The 13589-nt window shown below is 55.7% G+C and carries 13 protein-coding genes; 6 read left to right on the top strand and 7 right to left on the bottom strand.

Annotated elements, in window-relative coordinates:
* Positions 1 to 24 precede the first annotated feature (24 nt).
* From WJU22_RS15015 to WJU22_RS15030, 4 genes are all read left to right on the top strand, one after another.
* A complete protein-coding gene (locus WJU22_RS15015) occupies positions 25 to 582 on the top strand; it encodes a 5' nucleotidase, NT5C type (protein ID WP_341838998.1) in 558 nt (185 codons plus the stop codon).
* A 562-nt stretch (positions 583 to 1144) separates the two neighbouring features.
* The gene (locus WJU22_RS15020) at positions 1145 to 1930 is read left to right on the top strand and encodes an NEW3 domain-containing protein (RefSeq protein ID WP_341838999.1); all 786 of its coding nucleotides are present in this window, start codon (positions 1145 to 1147) and stop codon (positions 1928 to 1930) included.
* Positions 1931 to 1935: 5 nt separating this feature from the next.
* Positions 1936 to 2895, top strand: coding sequence for an ABC transporter ATP-binding protein (locus tag WJU22_RS15025; RefSeq protein ID WP_341839000.1), 960 nt, complete (start codon positions 1936 to 1938; stop codon positions 2893 to 2895).
* A gap of 1 nt (position 2896) precedes the next feature.
* Positions 2897 to 3898, top strand: coding sequence for an ABC transporter permease (locus WJU22_RS15030; RefSeq protein ID WP_341839001.1), 1002 nt, complete (start codon positions 2897 to 2899; stop codon positions 3896 to 3898).
* A gap of 3 nt (positions 3899 to 3901) precedes the next feature.
* Here WJU22_RS15030 and WJU22_RS15035 read toward each other — a convergent pair whose 3' ends face one another.
* From WJU22_RS15035 to WJU22_RS15050, 4 genes are all read right to left on the bottom strand, one after another.
* Positions 3902 to 4696, bottom strand: coding sequence for a DUF1080 domain-containing protein (locus WJU22_RS15035; protein ID WP_341839002.1), 795 nt, complete (start codon positions 4694 to 4696; stop codon positions 3902 to 3904).
* A gap of 35 nt (positions 4697 to 4731) precedes the next feature.
* Positions 4732 to 5976, bottom strand: a complete 1245-nt coding sequence (locus WJU22_RS15040) for a DEAD/DEAH box helicase (RefSeq protein ID WP_341839003.1) — start codon at positions 5974 to 5976, stop codon at positions 4732 to 4734.
* 26 nt (positions 5977 to 6002) lie between these two features.
* Entirely contained in the window at positions 6003 to 6488 is a 486-nt protein-coding gene (locus WJU22_RS15045; protein WP_341839004.1) for a class I SAM-dependent methyltransferase, read from the bottom strand.
* A gap of 239 nt (positions 6489 to 6727) precedes the next feature.
* A complete protein-coding gene (locus WJU22_RS15050; protein WP_341839005.1) occupies positions 6728 to 8314 on the bottom strand; it encodes an FMN-binding glutamate synthase family protein in 1587 nt (528 codons plus the stop codon).
* 344 nt (positions 8315 to 8658) lie between these two features.
* Between WJU22_RS15050 and WJU22_RS15055 the strand changes: the two genes are divergently transcribed.
* Together WJU22_RS15055 and WJU22_RS15060 are read left to right on the top strand one after the other, a co-directional pair.
* Positions 8659 to 9192: a hypothetical protein gene (locus WJU22_RS15055; protein ID WP_341839006.1), complete on the top strand. Its 534-nt coding sequence runs from the start codon at positions 8659 to 8661 to the stop codon at positions 9190 to 9192.
* A gap of 12 nt (positions 9193 to 9204) precedes the next feature.
* Entirely contained in the window at positions 9205 to 10359 is a 1155-nt protein-coding gene (locus WJU22_RS15060; RefSeq protein ID WP_341839007.1) for an AGE family epimerase/isomerase, read from the top strand.
* Here the strand turns inward: WJU22_RS15060 and WJU22_RS15065 are convergent.
* The 3 genes from WJU22_RS15065 to WJU22_RS15075 are packed head-to-tail and all read right to left on the bottom strand — an operon-like array spanning position 10351 to position 13496.
* Positions 10351 to 10986, bottom strand: coding sequence for a response regulator transcription factor (locus WJU22_RS15065; protein ID WP_341839008.1), 636 nt, complete (start codon positions 10984 to 10986; stop codon positions 10351 to 10353). The genes WJU22_RS15060 and WJU22_RS15065 overlap by 9 nt on opposite strands.
* 4 nt (positions 10987 to 10990) lie before the next feature.
* On the bottom strand, positions 10991 to 12841 hold the full coding sequence (locus WJU22_RS15070) for a sensor histidine kinase (RefSeq protein ID WP_341839009.1): 1851 nt from the start codon (positions 12839 to 12841) through the stop codon (positions 10991 to 10993).
* A 22-nt stretch (positions 12842 to 12863) separates the two neighbouring features.
* A complete protein-coding gene (locus tag WJU22_RS15075) occupies positions 12864 to 13496 on the bottom strand; it encodes a MarR family winged helix-turn-helix transcriptional regulator (RefSeq protein WP_341839010.1) in 633 nt (210 codons plus the stop codon).
* Positions 13497 to 13589 lie beyond the last annotated feature (93 nt).

Here is a 13589-nt window from a genome sequence, read left to right on the forward strand (position 1 = left end):
TAATTTTGCATTAAATAGCAGAATATGGCAAAGAAACGTATCGCAATCGACATGGATGGAGTAATGGCGGACCTGAACCAGCATTATTGCGACTGGTACTTCGAGCGCACGGGCGAGCGGGTAACCAAGGAGCAGCTGAACGGGGTGCCGGAAACGACGGGTTTCCCGCAGGAAGGGATTGTGCATCATTTCCTCCATACCCCCGGTTTTTTCCGCACGGCGCCCGTTATGGAAGGCAGCCAGCGCGTGATCCTGGAATTGATGGAACATTACGAAGTGTTCATCGTTTCGGCGGCGGTGGAATTCCCGCAGTCGCTCGTAGAGAAGATCGACTGGCTGAAAGAACATTTCCCCTTCATCAGCTGGAAAAACGTCGTATTCTGCGGCCTTAAGACCATCGTGAAAGCCGATTACATGATCGACGATTACGATAAAAACCTCCGCTACTTCGAAGGCGAGCGCCTCCTTTTTACCGCTCCCCACAACGTCAATTACCAGGACTACAAGCGCTACGATACCTGGGCCGAAGTGGCGAAGTTTTTCGCTGCGGAACGCGCGCCCGTAGCCCAACAACTCGCTTAAATAGAATGGACATATACCCGAAAAGGGTAAGGAAGTGGAGCCGGCAAATCATTGCCGGCTATTTTTTTTGAATGATGGGCCTGGTTTTAACTTTCTTATAACATTTCAATTTCTAATTTGCCGCATTGTCAAAAATTTAATCCTGCATGGCAATTCCAATGGGATTGTTCCGGGACCGACAGATTTTCTACATGAACTTGTCTCTGACACATTCAATTTCATTTAGTATGACAAACGAAATTAAGACCAGCGATTCACTACAAAGCAAGTTACACGACGCAACCGGGACAAGCCATTCGCAAACAGCCAGCCCGCTTATTTTTCCCGCTTTTCCACTTAAGACGCATACACCTTTTTTCATTTCCCAATATTCGCCGCCCACAGGTAAGCTAACCTGATACGGGGCATCACGCCGTTTATGGCGATTGTGCCGTTCCCGCCCGCCGGGGAACGGGTGATATTGTCTATTGTCAACCATTATTTAATAGTTACTTGTTTTTCTATGTCAGCGCAACTTCTTCTGAGGGCCCGTTGCATGGCCCTGCTTGGTTTTTCGGTCCTGATGGCCGCTTTCACTGTTAAAGTCCGTGCGCAAACGGGCAAGCCTAAAGGCAGAAACACGTTCACCGTCCGCCTCATGAACCTGGAATCTTCCGCGAAAGAGCCTTTCCGGTACAGTGCTACGTTGAGTAACGGCAGCGGCCGTACGCAGGTCTATGAGCTCGGCGCCATGGTGCCGGCTGGCTGGTCGGGCGTTTTCCGCGTAGACGGCAGCCAGGTGGCGGGCCTGCGGCTCGATTCGGGGCGTATCCAGGAAATTTCCGTAGAGATCACTGCCGCCCCCGCCGCAAAACCCGGTAAGTACAAAGTGCCGGTCGTGGCCGTTGGCGACAACGACACGCTCCGGCTGGAGCTGGAAGCCGTCGTGAAAGGGAGCTACGGCCTGGAGCTTTCAACGCCTACGGGCCGGCTGAGCGACGATATCACCGAAGGCTCGGGGAAACGCATCGAAATGACGGTGAAAAACACCGGTACGCTGCCGCTCGAAGGCCTGGAGCTTTCTGCGCAGTCGCCTGTTAGTTGGAGCGCCACGTTTGAGCCTTCGAAGATCGAAAGGCTGGAGCCGGGACAGACCAAAACCCTCATCGCTGTACTCACCGTGCCGGATAAAACCATCGCCGGCGATTATGTGACGAATTTCACGGCTAAGAACGATGCGGCCAACGCTACCGCCACATTCCGGATGACGGTAAAAACCTCCCTGCTGTCGGGCTGGCTGGGCATCCTCGTAATCCTGCTGTCACTGGGCATCGTGTATTACCTGATTCGTAAATACGGAAGAAGATAAGCGTTATGGAACATCCTGTAATTGAGCTGGAGGGGCTGACGAAGTACTACGGCCGGCAGAAGGTAGTAGACGGCCTTACGCTGTCGATCGGGCGGGGGGAGATCTTCGGCCTGATCGGCCCGAACGGCGCCGGTAAAACCACTACCATCCTTATGATGCTGGGATTGTCTGAACCCTCGGCAGGCAAAGCCACGGTATGCGGGATCGATGCCACGCGCAACCCGGTCGCGGTGAAGCGAAAAGTCGGCTACATGCCCGATAGCGTTGGTTTTTACGATAACCTCACGGCGCTGGAGAATCTGCAGCTCATCGGCCGCCTCAACGGGATCGCGGAGCAGGAGATCATTGGCCGGGCGCAGCAAACGATGGAGCTGGTAGGGCTGGCAGACGTGATGCACAAGAAAACCGGCGCCTATTCCCGCGGGATGAAGCAGCGGCTGGGCCTGGCAGACATTCTAGTGAGGGGGCCGGAGGTGATGATCCTCGACGAGCCCACCCTCGGCATCGATCCCGGCGGCATCCAGGAGTTCCTCGACTTGGTGCGCCGTCTCAGCCGGCAGCAGGGGCTCACGGTACTGCTTTCCTCTCATCACCTGCATCACATGCAACAAGTGTGCGACCGCGTCGGCATTTTCGTGGAAGGCAAGCTTCGCATGGAAGGCGACATCGCTTCCATTTCCGGGAAGCTGTTTGGCCAGGAGCCTTGCCTGGTAACGGTTACCTCGCGGGAAAGCCTGACCGGTCAGACTTCCGTGGAGGCGGCGTTGCGGGATCTGGAGGGCATCCAGGATGTTACCGTTGAGGAACATTCGATCGGCATTTCCTGCAGCACTGAAATAACGCCAGAAATCGTGCAGCTGCTGGTGGGCCTGGGGATCGGCATCACCGGCGTGCAGCGGAAATCGTACGGGCTCGACGATATCTACGCGCGTTTTTTCGATAATCAATCAAATAAACATTCCTGATATGGCAAATATTTTCGCATGGCTTGATCGCAGCGCCGCGCGGGTGGCGCCCATTGCCACGCCGTTCCAGGTGATCGTAAGGAAGGAAGTGGGCGATTATATCCGTAGCTGGCGGTTTTACATTATGCTGGCGCTGATCCTGCTCACGTTCGTTGGCGCCCTTTACATTTCGCTTGGCAACATCAAACAGGCGGTCACCAACTTCAGCGACCCCGACCATACATTCGTATACCTCAAGCTGTTGACTTCTACAGACAATACATTGCCGGCATTCCATGTGCTCATGAGCTTCCTGGGCCCGCTGTTGGGCATTTCCCTGGGTTTCGACGCCATCAACGCCGAGCGTAACAATGGCACGCTGGTGCGCCTGGTAGCGCAGCCCTTGTATCGCGACAACCTGCTGCTGGCGAAGTTTTATGCGGCACTGCTCGTAGTGGGCGTGCTGTTCTTGTCCCTGGTTTTATCGATGGTGGGTGGCGGCATGCTGCTGACGGGCGTAAGGCCCGAAGGGGCGGAGTGGTTGCGGATACTGGCGTTCGTAATGCTCAATATCGTGTATGTAGGCTTCTGGCTCAGCCTATCGATATGCCTGTCTGTTTTATTCCGGCATGCTGCTACATCGGCGCTCACGGCCATCGGTATCTGGCTGTTTTTCACGGTGTTCTACCAGATCATCGTGAACATGGTGATGGGGGCGCTGGTGCCGGACCCGCGGTTTCTGTCGGAAGCGGGGGCCATATCTTTCAACAATATGTTCCTGTCGCTGTTGCGCGTGGCGCCCAGCCAGATGTACAGCGATGCGGCCACCACATTGCTCATGCCTTCCGTAAGAAGCCTCGGCCCGTTGACGATGGAGCAGATGGCCGGTGCGATCCCTGCGCCATTATCGTTCCGGGAGAGCCTCATGATCGTCTGGCCGCAGGTAACTGGTCTCATCGCCGCCACCATGGCTTGTTTTGCTCTGTCTTATTTCCTGTTTATGCGAAGGGAGATCAGAAGCTGACGGCTATTTGTTGCCCGGCAGTTTTTTGATGCGGATGTTCCGGAAATCGATCGGCTGGCCTTCGCTTTGAAGGGCCACGAACCCGGACGTGAGGGCTTTCCCGTCTATCTTTTGTTTGGGATCGTACCGGTTGGCCACACCGCCGCCGATGGAAGGCTTGCTGTATTGCAGCACCGTATCGCCGTTGATGACGTGCTGGATGAGGGAATCGCCGTACACGATCAGTTCCGCTTTCACCCATTCGTCTTTCCCGTAAGTTTTTGACTTGGAATCGATGCAGTGCCGCGTATCGAACTTGCCTTCATAAACGATATTGGTACCGGGCGAGCACATGTTGCCCGTAGGCCGCGGCTGCCCGTCGCCCAATCCCGCCAGGAACTGCATTTCCACCGAAATGGGCCAGTCCTGCTCCACAGGCATGGTACGCGGGTCCTGCGAATGGAACATCAATCCGCTGTTGAGGATGGTGTAGGAAGGCGCCGTTTTTTCCCAGGGGTCGCGGAAGCGATACTCCAGCTGCAGGTGGTAATGGGAAAACGGCGTTTTATAATACAGATGGCCGTATTGTTCGTTGAAATTCCCGCCGTACTGGTCGTACCGCACCTGGATGACTCCGTCTTTCACACGGAAAGTATTCCCGTAATTCTTGCCGACAGGGTGGTGGTGGATTTTGACGATCCAGTTTTTCAGGTTTTTGCCGTTGAACAGCGACATCCATTCGCCGTCGCCGGGCGCAGTAGCGGGAGACGAAGCGGTAAGCGTGATGCAGGCCAGGAGGCCGATCCAGAGTTTTTTCATAATGTAAAGAGTAGATCGGCTTCCAAAATAAGCAATTACTTCTTTTTCTTTTTCCTTTTTGCGGCTTTCATTTCGGCTTCGTGTTGCTGGATAAGCAGTTCCACGTTTTCGTTGGGCACGTCTTCGGAGAATTTGATGGTAGCGTCGTAGTCGGATTTGGAAATGGTCATTTCCCGGACGGGTTTGCCGATATATTCCTGGATGGCGTCGAGCAGGGGTTTTTCTTCCTTGCTGCAGAAGCTGATGGCCTGGCCTTTCTGGACGCCGCGGCCCGTACGGCCGATACGGTGCACGTAGCTTTCGGGGTCTTCGGGCAGGTCGTAATTCACCACATAGTCGACGTTGGGAATATCGATCCCGCGGGCGTTCACGTCTGTGGTAATGAGCAGTTTGACGTCGCCTTTCCGGAATTCGGCCATGACAGACAGGCGGTCGTCCTGCTCCTTGCCGCCGTGCATGGCGAGACTTTTGATGCCGACGCGCTCCATGGCCGCCACAACACGTTCTGCGCGCACTTTGGTGCGGACGAACACGAGGATTTTATTTTCGGGGAACTCGCGGACGAGGCGTTCGAGGAAAAAGCGTTTATCGTCCATATCCACCCAGGCCACGGCATGGCTCACGTTTTTGGACACGGGATCTTCTGGCGAGATCTGGATACGGATGGGATTGCGGACCACCGAGTAGGCAAGGTCCTTGATGTGCTCGTCGATCGTTGCGGAAAAGAACAACGTCTGGTGATTGCGGGGGATGTGCTTGATAACGTCGCGGATATCGCGGATGAAACCGAGGTCGAGCATATGATCGGCCTCGTCCAGGATCAGCATCTGGACGTGCGAAAGATCGAGGTGGCCTTGTGCGCGGAGGTCGAACATCCGCCCCGGCGTAGCGATGAGGATATCCACCCCCTTTTTCAGTTTTTTGACCTGCGCTTCCATGTCTACCCCGCCAACAACGCCGAGAATGTCTACCGGCGTATATTTCCCGAGCTGCTTGAACACGTCCGCGATCTGGATGGCCAGTTCGCGGGTGGGCACCATCACGAGGCATTTCACTTCGCCGCGGGTACGCTCGGAACGGTGGCGCTGCTGCATGAGCTGGATGACGGGAATGGCGAACGCGGCGGTTTTACCCGTGCCGGTCTGGGCGATGGCCAGCACATCGTCTCCCTTGAGGATAGACGGGATGGCTTTATATTGAATATCAGTAGGCTTTTTGAAGCCCAGGTCTTCCAGACTGCGCTTCAGCTCTTCGGAGATGCGGTATTGTTCGAATTTCATGCGGCCACAAAGGTAGGCAAATTCCCTCAGGGTGTGGGGGAAGGCTGTGAGATGACGCACACGCAGGGGGAAGGCGCCAGTTTCTTGAACAGCACGTCGCGCACCGTGTACCCGCCTTTTTCCAGCTCGCCGGTGATCCGGTCGGCAAAACCCTGCACCACTTCCATCCCCGATGCCGGCGGCGGCTGGTGGAACACGTACAGGGCGCCCAAAGGCGCCAGGTACCCGCGGATCAGCGATAGTTCCTTCTCCGCATCGTGCAGGAAAATGTTCACGCTAAAGGCGAAAATTTTGTCGTACCGCTGGTCGCCCAGCGCCGTTTCACCGAATGATTGATGGATAAAATCGGCATCCAGCCCTTCGTTTTTCCGCTGGGCCTTGTCGATCATGGCGCGGGAACTGTCTACCGCCGTAATGGAACCGGTTTTCAGCCGGGGAGCGATCAAAGACACGGCGATGCCATGACCGCAGCCGATCTCGAGGATATGGTCATCTGGGTCGATATGGAGCATTTCAACTGCCCAAATAAATCGGTCGTTCACTTTCATGCTAGTATGCGAATGTTGGGATATAAATATATTAAAATTTTACATTATGTGCGCTGCAGTGTGATTTGGTTGATACTCAATGAATATACGAAAAAAATAGCAGGCGGGGTTGCTGATAATTGATGCGGGGAAGGCGGGAAAGGGTGAAATAAAAAGGCCGCTCCGGGAAATGGAGCGGCCTTTTTGGTGGGTAAACGGTCGGTTTACGCCCAGCGGTCTGCGAACGCCTGTTCGAAGTCCTGTTTATATTTTTCCGGGATGCGGTTTTCGCGCATGCAGTTGGGTTCCAGGCTCGGGAAGATATCTTCGAACGTGCGCACTTCGTTCATGAACACGCGGCGGTAGATATGGGAGCGGGTGAGCTTTTTGTAGTCGTCGATCCCCGCCGCGCCGATCAATTCCACGAACGTTTTGAGGGTATCTTCATGGTAATTGGCGACGCGCTGTTTTTTGTCGGACACCACGAGCCCTACAGACAGGGCGGGGTCTTGCGTGGCCACGCCGGTCGGGCATTTGTTCGAGTTGCATTGCAGCGCCTGGATGCAGCCGAGGGCCATCATCATGGCGCGGGCGCTGTTGCAGGCGTCTGCCCCGAGGGCTACGGCGCGCACGAGGTGCCAGCCGGAAAGGATCTTGCCGGAAGCGATGACCTTGATATGCTGGCGGATGTTGAACCCGTTGAGCATATTGTGCACGAACGCGAGGCCGTCGAGCAGCGGTGCGCCCACGTGGTTGCTGAATTCCTGGGGAGCCGCGCCGGTACCGCCTTCACCGCCGTCTACGGTAATGAAGTCGGGGTAAATGTCCAGCTCGATCATAGCTTTACAGATGCCGATGAATTCGCTTTTCCGGCCGATGCACAATTTGAAGCCGGTGGGTTTGCCGCCGGAAAGCTCGCGCATGCGGTGGATGAACAGTACCAGTTCTTTCGGGTTATTGAACGCCGTGTGGAACGGGGGAGAATAAATGGTGGTGCCGGGTTTCACGTGGCGGATCGCCGCGATCTCCGGGGTGTTCTTTTTTGCCGGGAGGATGCCGCCGTGGCCGGGCTTGGCGCCCTGGCTCAGCTTCAGTTCGATCATTTTGATCTGGGGCTTCAGGGCGTTTTGCTGGAACACTTCGTCGGAGAATTTCCCTTCATCGTCGCGGCAGCCGAAATAGCCCGTACCGATCTGCCAGATGATATCGCCTTCGTGTTTGAGGTGATAGGGGCTGATGCCGCCCTCGCCCGTGTTATGGGCGAAGCCGCCGATTTTCGCGCCGGCGTTGAGCGCCTCGATGGCGTTGCTGCTCAGTGAGCCGAAGCTCATGGCCGATACGTTGAAGATGCTGGCGTCATAAGGCTGCTTGCAGTCTTTGTTCCCGATCGTCACGCGCGGGTTATGGGTCAGTTTATGAAAATCTTTCGGGGCGATGGAATGGCTCATCCATTCGTAGCCTTCTTCATACACATCGAGCTGCGTACCGAAGGGCATGGTGTCCATTTCCTGCTTGGCACGCTGGTAAATGGTGGAGCGGTCGATCCGGTTGATGGGCCGGCCATCGATATCGGACTCCACGAAATACTGGTACATTTTGGGGCGGAGTGCTTCCATCCAGTAACGCATCCGCCCGAAGACAGGGTAGGTGCGCATAATGGAATGTCTCGTCTGCATCATGTCGTTGATTCCCATCACTGTCAAACCGGCCATGGCCGCCGTGGCCACGTACCACCAGGGGCTGGCGAACCAGCCGAGGAGGAAGGTGCCGGCGAGTGCGATGACCGCGCTGATAATAAATCCTTTCCGCATATTTTGGTGCTTTTTAAAACAACTGCAAAAATAGTGAAATTTAGTATTGGCGCGTGTTTTGGAGGAATTCTCCTTTATTGCATGCTTTTCGGAACACAATTCAGTCTTTCTTCCTTTTCCTTGACTTTTGTCCAAAAAAGCACGGGAAAGTTAGAAGATATCTTTTCCTTCATTCCACATCCATTTACAACAACACAGCCCTTTCCGTTGTTGTATTGATGTAGCCCGCCGTTGTCTTCAACATTTTGCGTATGGATGAATTTTTACCCCTCCATCATCGCCCCTGTCAGGAATCCCCATTTGGTAAAATGGCGCCGGCCGTTCCGGTGCTTAAAAACTGTGGTATGAGCAATTTGATGTTGACGACACTTTTGGGCGCACTCCTCAGCAGTGCTTCCCTTTTCGGGCAGGACACGGCCTCGGCCAACGTTCCGCTCACCGAAGACGTGGTACTCCGCCTCTTCGGCCGCACCCGCGAAGCGGTATTTACCGAAATGCTCCGCGTGGGCCGCGGCGAACAGCCCGCTTTCCTCGAAACCTTCTACGCCTACGCGGAAGAAAAAATGCCCATCGCGCAGATGCGCAGCGTCTTGCTGCGGGATTACAACGAAAAGTACGAGCTGCTCGACGAGCCCCTGTTACACAATCTCACCAAAAACATCCTTAAAAACGACCGCGAATTCGTGGACCTGCAAACCCGCTACTATCGCCGCATGATCAAGGTGCTGGGCGCCAACCGCGCGGCGATGTTCTTTCAGCTCGACAATTACCTGGACCAAAGCGAGCGGCTCTACCTCCAAAACGGGCTGCCCTTCATCCGCGAGCTGGAAACGGGGCGCAGGCTCGCCGCCACCAGGCTGCAACCGCCAGGTCATTAATCAGCTATGGAAATGATGCAAACAACCCTCAGGCAATCACTCGAACGGGAAAGAGATAATATCCTTGGATTTTGGGACCGGGAAATGACGGACCACCGCTTCGGCGGGTTTTATGGGAAGATGTCGGCCGACGGAAAGCCAGACCCCTTCGCCATCAAAGGCTCCGTGCCCATGGCGCGCATCCTGCAAAGCTTTTCCGCAGGCGCGCTGCAGACCGGGCGGGCGGAATGGCTCGCCGCGGCGGAACGCGCCCACACCTGGTTCCGGCAATATTGTATAGACCCCGAATTCGGCGGCGTAGTGTGGGACACCGATTACGCCGGCCGGTGCCAGGACCCCAAAAAAGAGCCCCACGCCATGGGCATCGCCCTGTACGCACTCGCCACCTGGCAACAGCTGCGCCCGTCCAACGAAAACCTCAACCTCGCCAAAGGCATTTACAGCCTGTTGCAACTCTATGCGCACGACCCCGTCCGCGGTGGCTACACCGGCGCCTGCACGCGCGACTGGCAGCCGGAAAAACCGGATATCAAATCGGTGTACGACCAACTGCACATCCTCGAAGGCTTCACGGCGCTCTTTGCGGTTTGGCAAGACGATACCCTCCGCCATCACCTCCACGACCTGATCCAGCTTTTCCTCGATAAGATCATCGATCCCGTCACGCATCACCTCCACCTGTATTTCGACACGGAATGGAAGCCCGAAGGCAACCTCGTTTCCTACGGGAAAGACATCCAGGCCGCCTGGCAACTCCAGCGCGCAGCCGAAGCCCTGGGCGATGAAACCCTCATCCAGCGCACCCGCGAAGCCGCCCTGCAACTCACCGACGCGGCGCTCGAAGGCATGGATGCCGACGGCGGCATGTGGTACAAAGCGAATCTGGAAACGAAACACATCGTGGAAGAGAAACGCTGGTGGCCGCAGGCCGAAGCGATGGTAGGGCTCGTAAACGCCTGGCAGGTAAGCGGGAATGAAAAATATCTTACACAGGCGGCAGACACCTGGCAGTTCATCGAAAATTACATCCTCGACCGCGAGCTTGGCGAATGGCGCTGGGGCGTAAACCGCGACAATACGCCCATCCCGGAAGAAAAAGCCGGATTCTCGAAAGGGCCCTGTCATAACAGTCGCGCCTGTATGGAAATCGTGCGGATGCTACAATAAACCGTGCGTTCTGGCGAAATTAAGGATGCCCGCAATGTTGCGGACCTCCAGCTTGCGCATGATATTCTTGCGGTGGGTATTGACCGTGAATTCGCTGATAGACAACCGGGAACCGATCTCCTTGCTCGTGAGCTCGCTGCCCACCATCCGGATAATTTCGACCTCCCTTTTGGTAAGATGGTATTTCTTCATGAATTCGTCCAGGAAGTAGGATGGGAGCGGTTCTTCTTCTACATCGAGGTCTGCGAACCACTCGCCGCCGTCGGCGATGTGCCGGATCACCTGCTGCAATTCGCCGGCCGACGCATTTTTGAGCAGGTAACCGTTCGCGCCCAGCTTGCGCACTTCTGCTACAAGCTGCGGCTGGTTGTAGTTGGTCAGGATGAGGATGCGCACCCTGGGATAGAGCCGCCTGATTTTTTCAAGGGCGCGGATGCCGTCGAGGTGCGGCATGTTGAGATCGAGGAGGATGACGTCTACCGGCGTCGCCGCCAGTTTTTCGAGCAGTGCGCGGCCATCGTTAACGGGCTCCAGCAGGGTGTAACCGCCCGCTTCGCGGAGCAGCGACAGCATCCCGTCGATGAGGAGCTGATGGTCGTCGGCTATAAGAAGTCTCAATTCGGACATACGTTCAATTCAATTTCGGCAGCGGCAGCTCGATGTTGATCAGCGCGCCGGTCTGGTTTTGGTTTTCTATATGGATCACACCTTCGAGGTAGCTGACTTTGGAACGGATGCTGCGCAGCAGGCGCGGGTCTGACAGGTCGCCGGAAATGCCCTTGCCGTCGTCTTCCACCAGCAGAGCGCAATGATCGTCGTGCTCGATGAGCTGGATGAGCACATGCCCCGCTTCGGCGTGGCGCAGTACGTTTTGCAGGAGCTCCTGGATGATGCGGTATAATATGTTCTTGAAATTCCGGGAATATTGCGCATCGTCCCCGAACCCGATGATCACCAGCTCGATGCGGATGCGGCCTGATGCGTTGGCGATGGATGTCAGATCCGTCACCGCCTTTACAAGCCCGTATTTCTCCATGGCCACCGGTGTGAGCTGGTGGCTGATGTTGCGCACGGTTTCGCTGATCTCGCGGATGATGCCACTGGCACGGTCTACCGGCTCCGCACCGGAAAGCGGGTTGCCCTTCGCCGCGTCGAGCTGGAGAGAAGCGAGGGCGAGGAGGGAACCGATTTCGTCGTGCAGCCTGTCCGCCAGTTCTTTCCTTTCATTTTCTTCCACCGTCACGATCGTATCCGTCAATTTCTTCTGCTGATCGTGCATCGCCGCCAGCAGGGTTTCCTTTTCTTTCCGGTAGCGCGAAAACCGCGCGGCGAGGCCGAAGGTGATGATGATCATTTCCAGCACGATCCCCGCAAACAATCCGTAATGCGCGAAGAAAACGGGGAGTTTCACTTTTCCCAGGTGAAACAGGTCTTCCATCACCGCGAAAAACAGTAATACCGACACGGCGGCGAGGTAAATGAGCGATGGACGGTTCCCTTTGGCCACTTTATAGATCAAGCCCGCCACCATAAGCCCCAGCGCCGCGAGCGAAAAGAACGGCAACGCGCGTAGAATTACCATGGTGGCCTGCGCGTACCGCTGGTAATCGATGGGCCAGAGCGTAGCCACGAGCATGGCCATCCAAACGCCCTGGGCAAACAGCAAAGGCTGCCGCAACCGGCTCCCGCGTTGCCCCAGGCCGGTAAATACCTTCAAAAACTGGACGGTGAAAATGAAATTGAACAGCACGAACACCACTCTCGAGCGACTGGGAAAATACGCCGAATCCGGCCACAGATGCTGGAAACCCAGTCCGTTGTTCGACCATATCCAGCCCAGCGTGCTCAGTACATAGAGCGCGTACCAGCCATACACCGCGTCTTTCGTGTTCACATAGAGGAACGCGCCGAAAAGCACGATCAGCAGCACGATCCCCGTCAAAATACCGTTCACCAGGGCAATGCGTTCCTGTTCTGCGAGGAACGGGGCACTGTCGGCCAGCCGCAGCGGCGCCTGCAAAGATTCGTGGTGCTTGTCGATTTTGAGGAAATACAGGCCGGGCCCGTTGTTGAATTTGAACACGAACGAAGGATGGATGAGGGGCCGCTGGCGGAAGGGGAAGTAATCGCCGGTGAGGGCGATCAGCCGCATGGACTGATGTCCCGAACCATACCACTCGAGGCGGTTGATGTGCGGATTGTCGAGCACGAGAAGCTTGCTGTCCGCAAAAGCCACGTCGGGCGCGGAAACGGCGATCCAGAAATGCGAGGTGGTGTAACCGGGATTGAGATAGGCGGGCTCCAGGGACCGGAAACGCCCTTCGTTCCAGGCGTCCAGCACCGCAGCGGGCGATAGCTGGCGGGAACTGTCTTCCAGCACGCGGAAGGCGGACTGGCCGGCAACAGACAGCCAGCAACAGAGTGTGCATACGATCGACAGGAACGCCCCTTTGCTCATCCGGTACAGGAATGGTTGAGGCAACAAGATAACAATTGATAAGGGATCATGGCGACTTTTTGTCGAGCAGATCGTCGAGCGTCTGAAGATCGTCCTGGAAAATGGGTTTGTGGAAGCAGTGGAGCCGTTCGAGCATTTCGAGGAGGCGGTATTGTTCGCGGGGGAGGAGATCGCCGAGGATGAGCCGCGAAATTTTGTCCATATCGCCGAAAAGCGCACCCATCATCTGCTGGCCGGCGCCGCTTACCTGGATGAGTTTGCTGCGCTTGTCTCCCGGGTCGGGCGTTTCCTCGATGAAGCCGAGTTTCACGAGCCGGTTGATGATTTCCATGCCCGTCGGTTTTTCCTGGATGTTCTGCTGGATGAGGGCCGTCTTATTCATGGGGCCGTACTGCAGGAGCGAAACCATGTAGCCGAACTCGTCCATCGATTGTATAGGCCTGCTTTCCAGGGCGCGCTTGAAATACAGTTTGGCGTACCGGTGCATATACACCAGCAGTTTGCTGATCAGACCGGGTACGTGGTCGTCGCTGTAATGGTCCGTGGTCCTGACCGTTTCCGGCGATTCGCCTTCCCGCAACCATCGCACGAAATCCTTGATATCACCTTTCCCATTGCCGCCCGATTGCTCATACGCCTCCGTCAGATCGATCAGTTGTTTGAGTAAACTGTAATTCAATTTGTAATGTTTCCAGCGTCAATTTAACAGATAAATTGCAATCGATTAGTAGATAAACATTTTATTATATCCAAATTTAGACTATTTTTATAC

It is taken from the genome of Chitinophaga caseinilytica, assembly GCF_038396765.1.
In the GTDB taxonomy this organism is placed as follows: domain Bacteria; phylum Bacteroidota; class Bacteroidia; order Chitinophagales; family Chitinophagaceae; genus Chitinophaga; species Chitinophaga caseinilytica.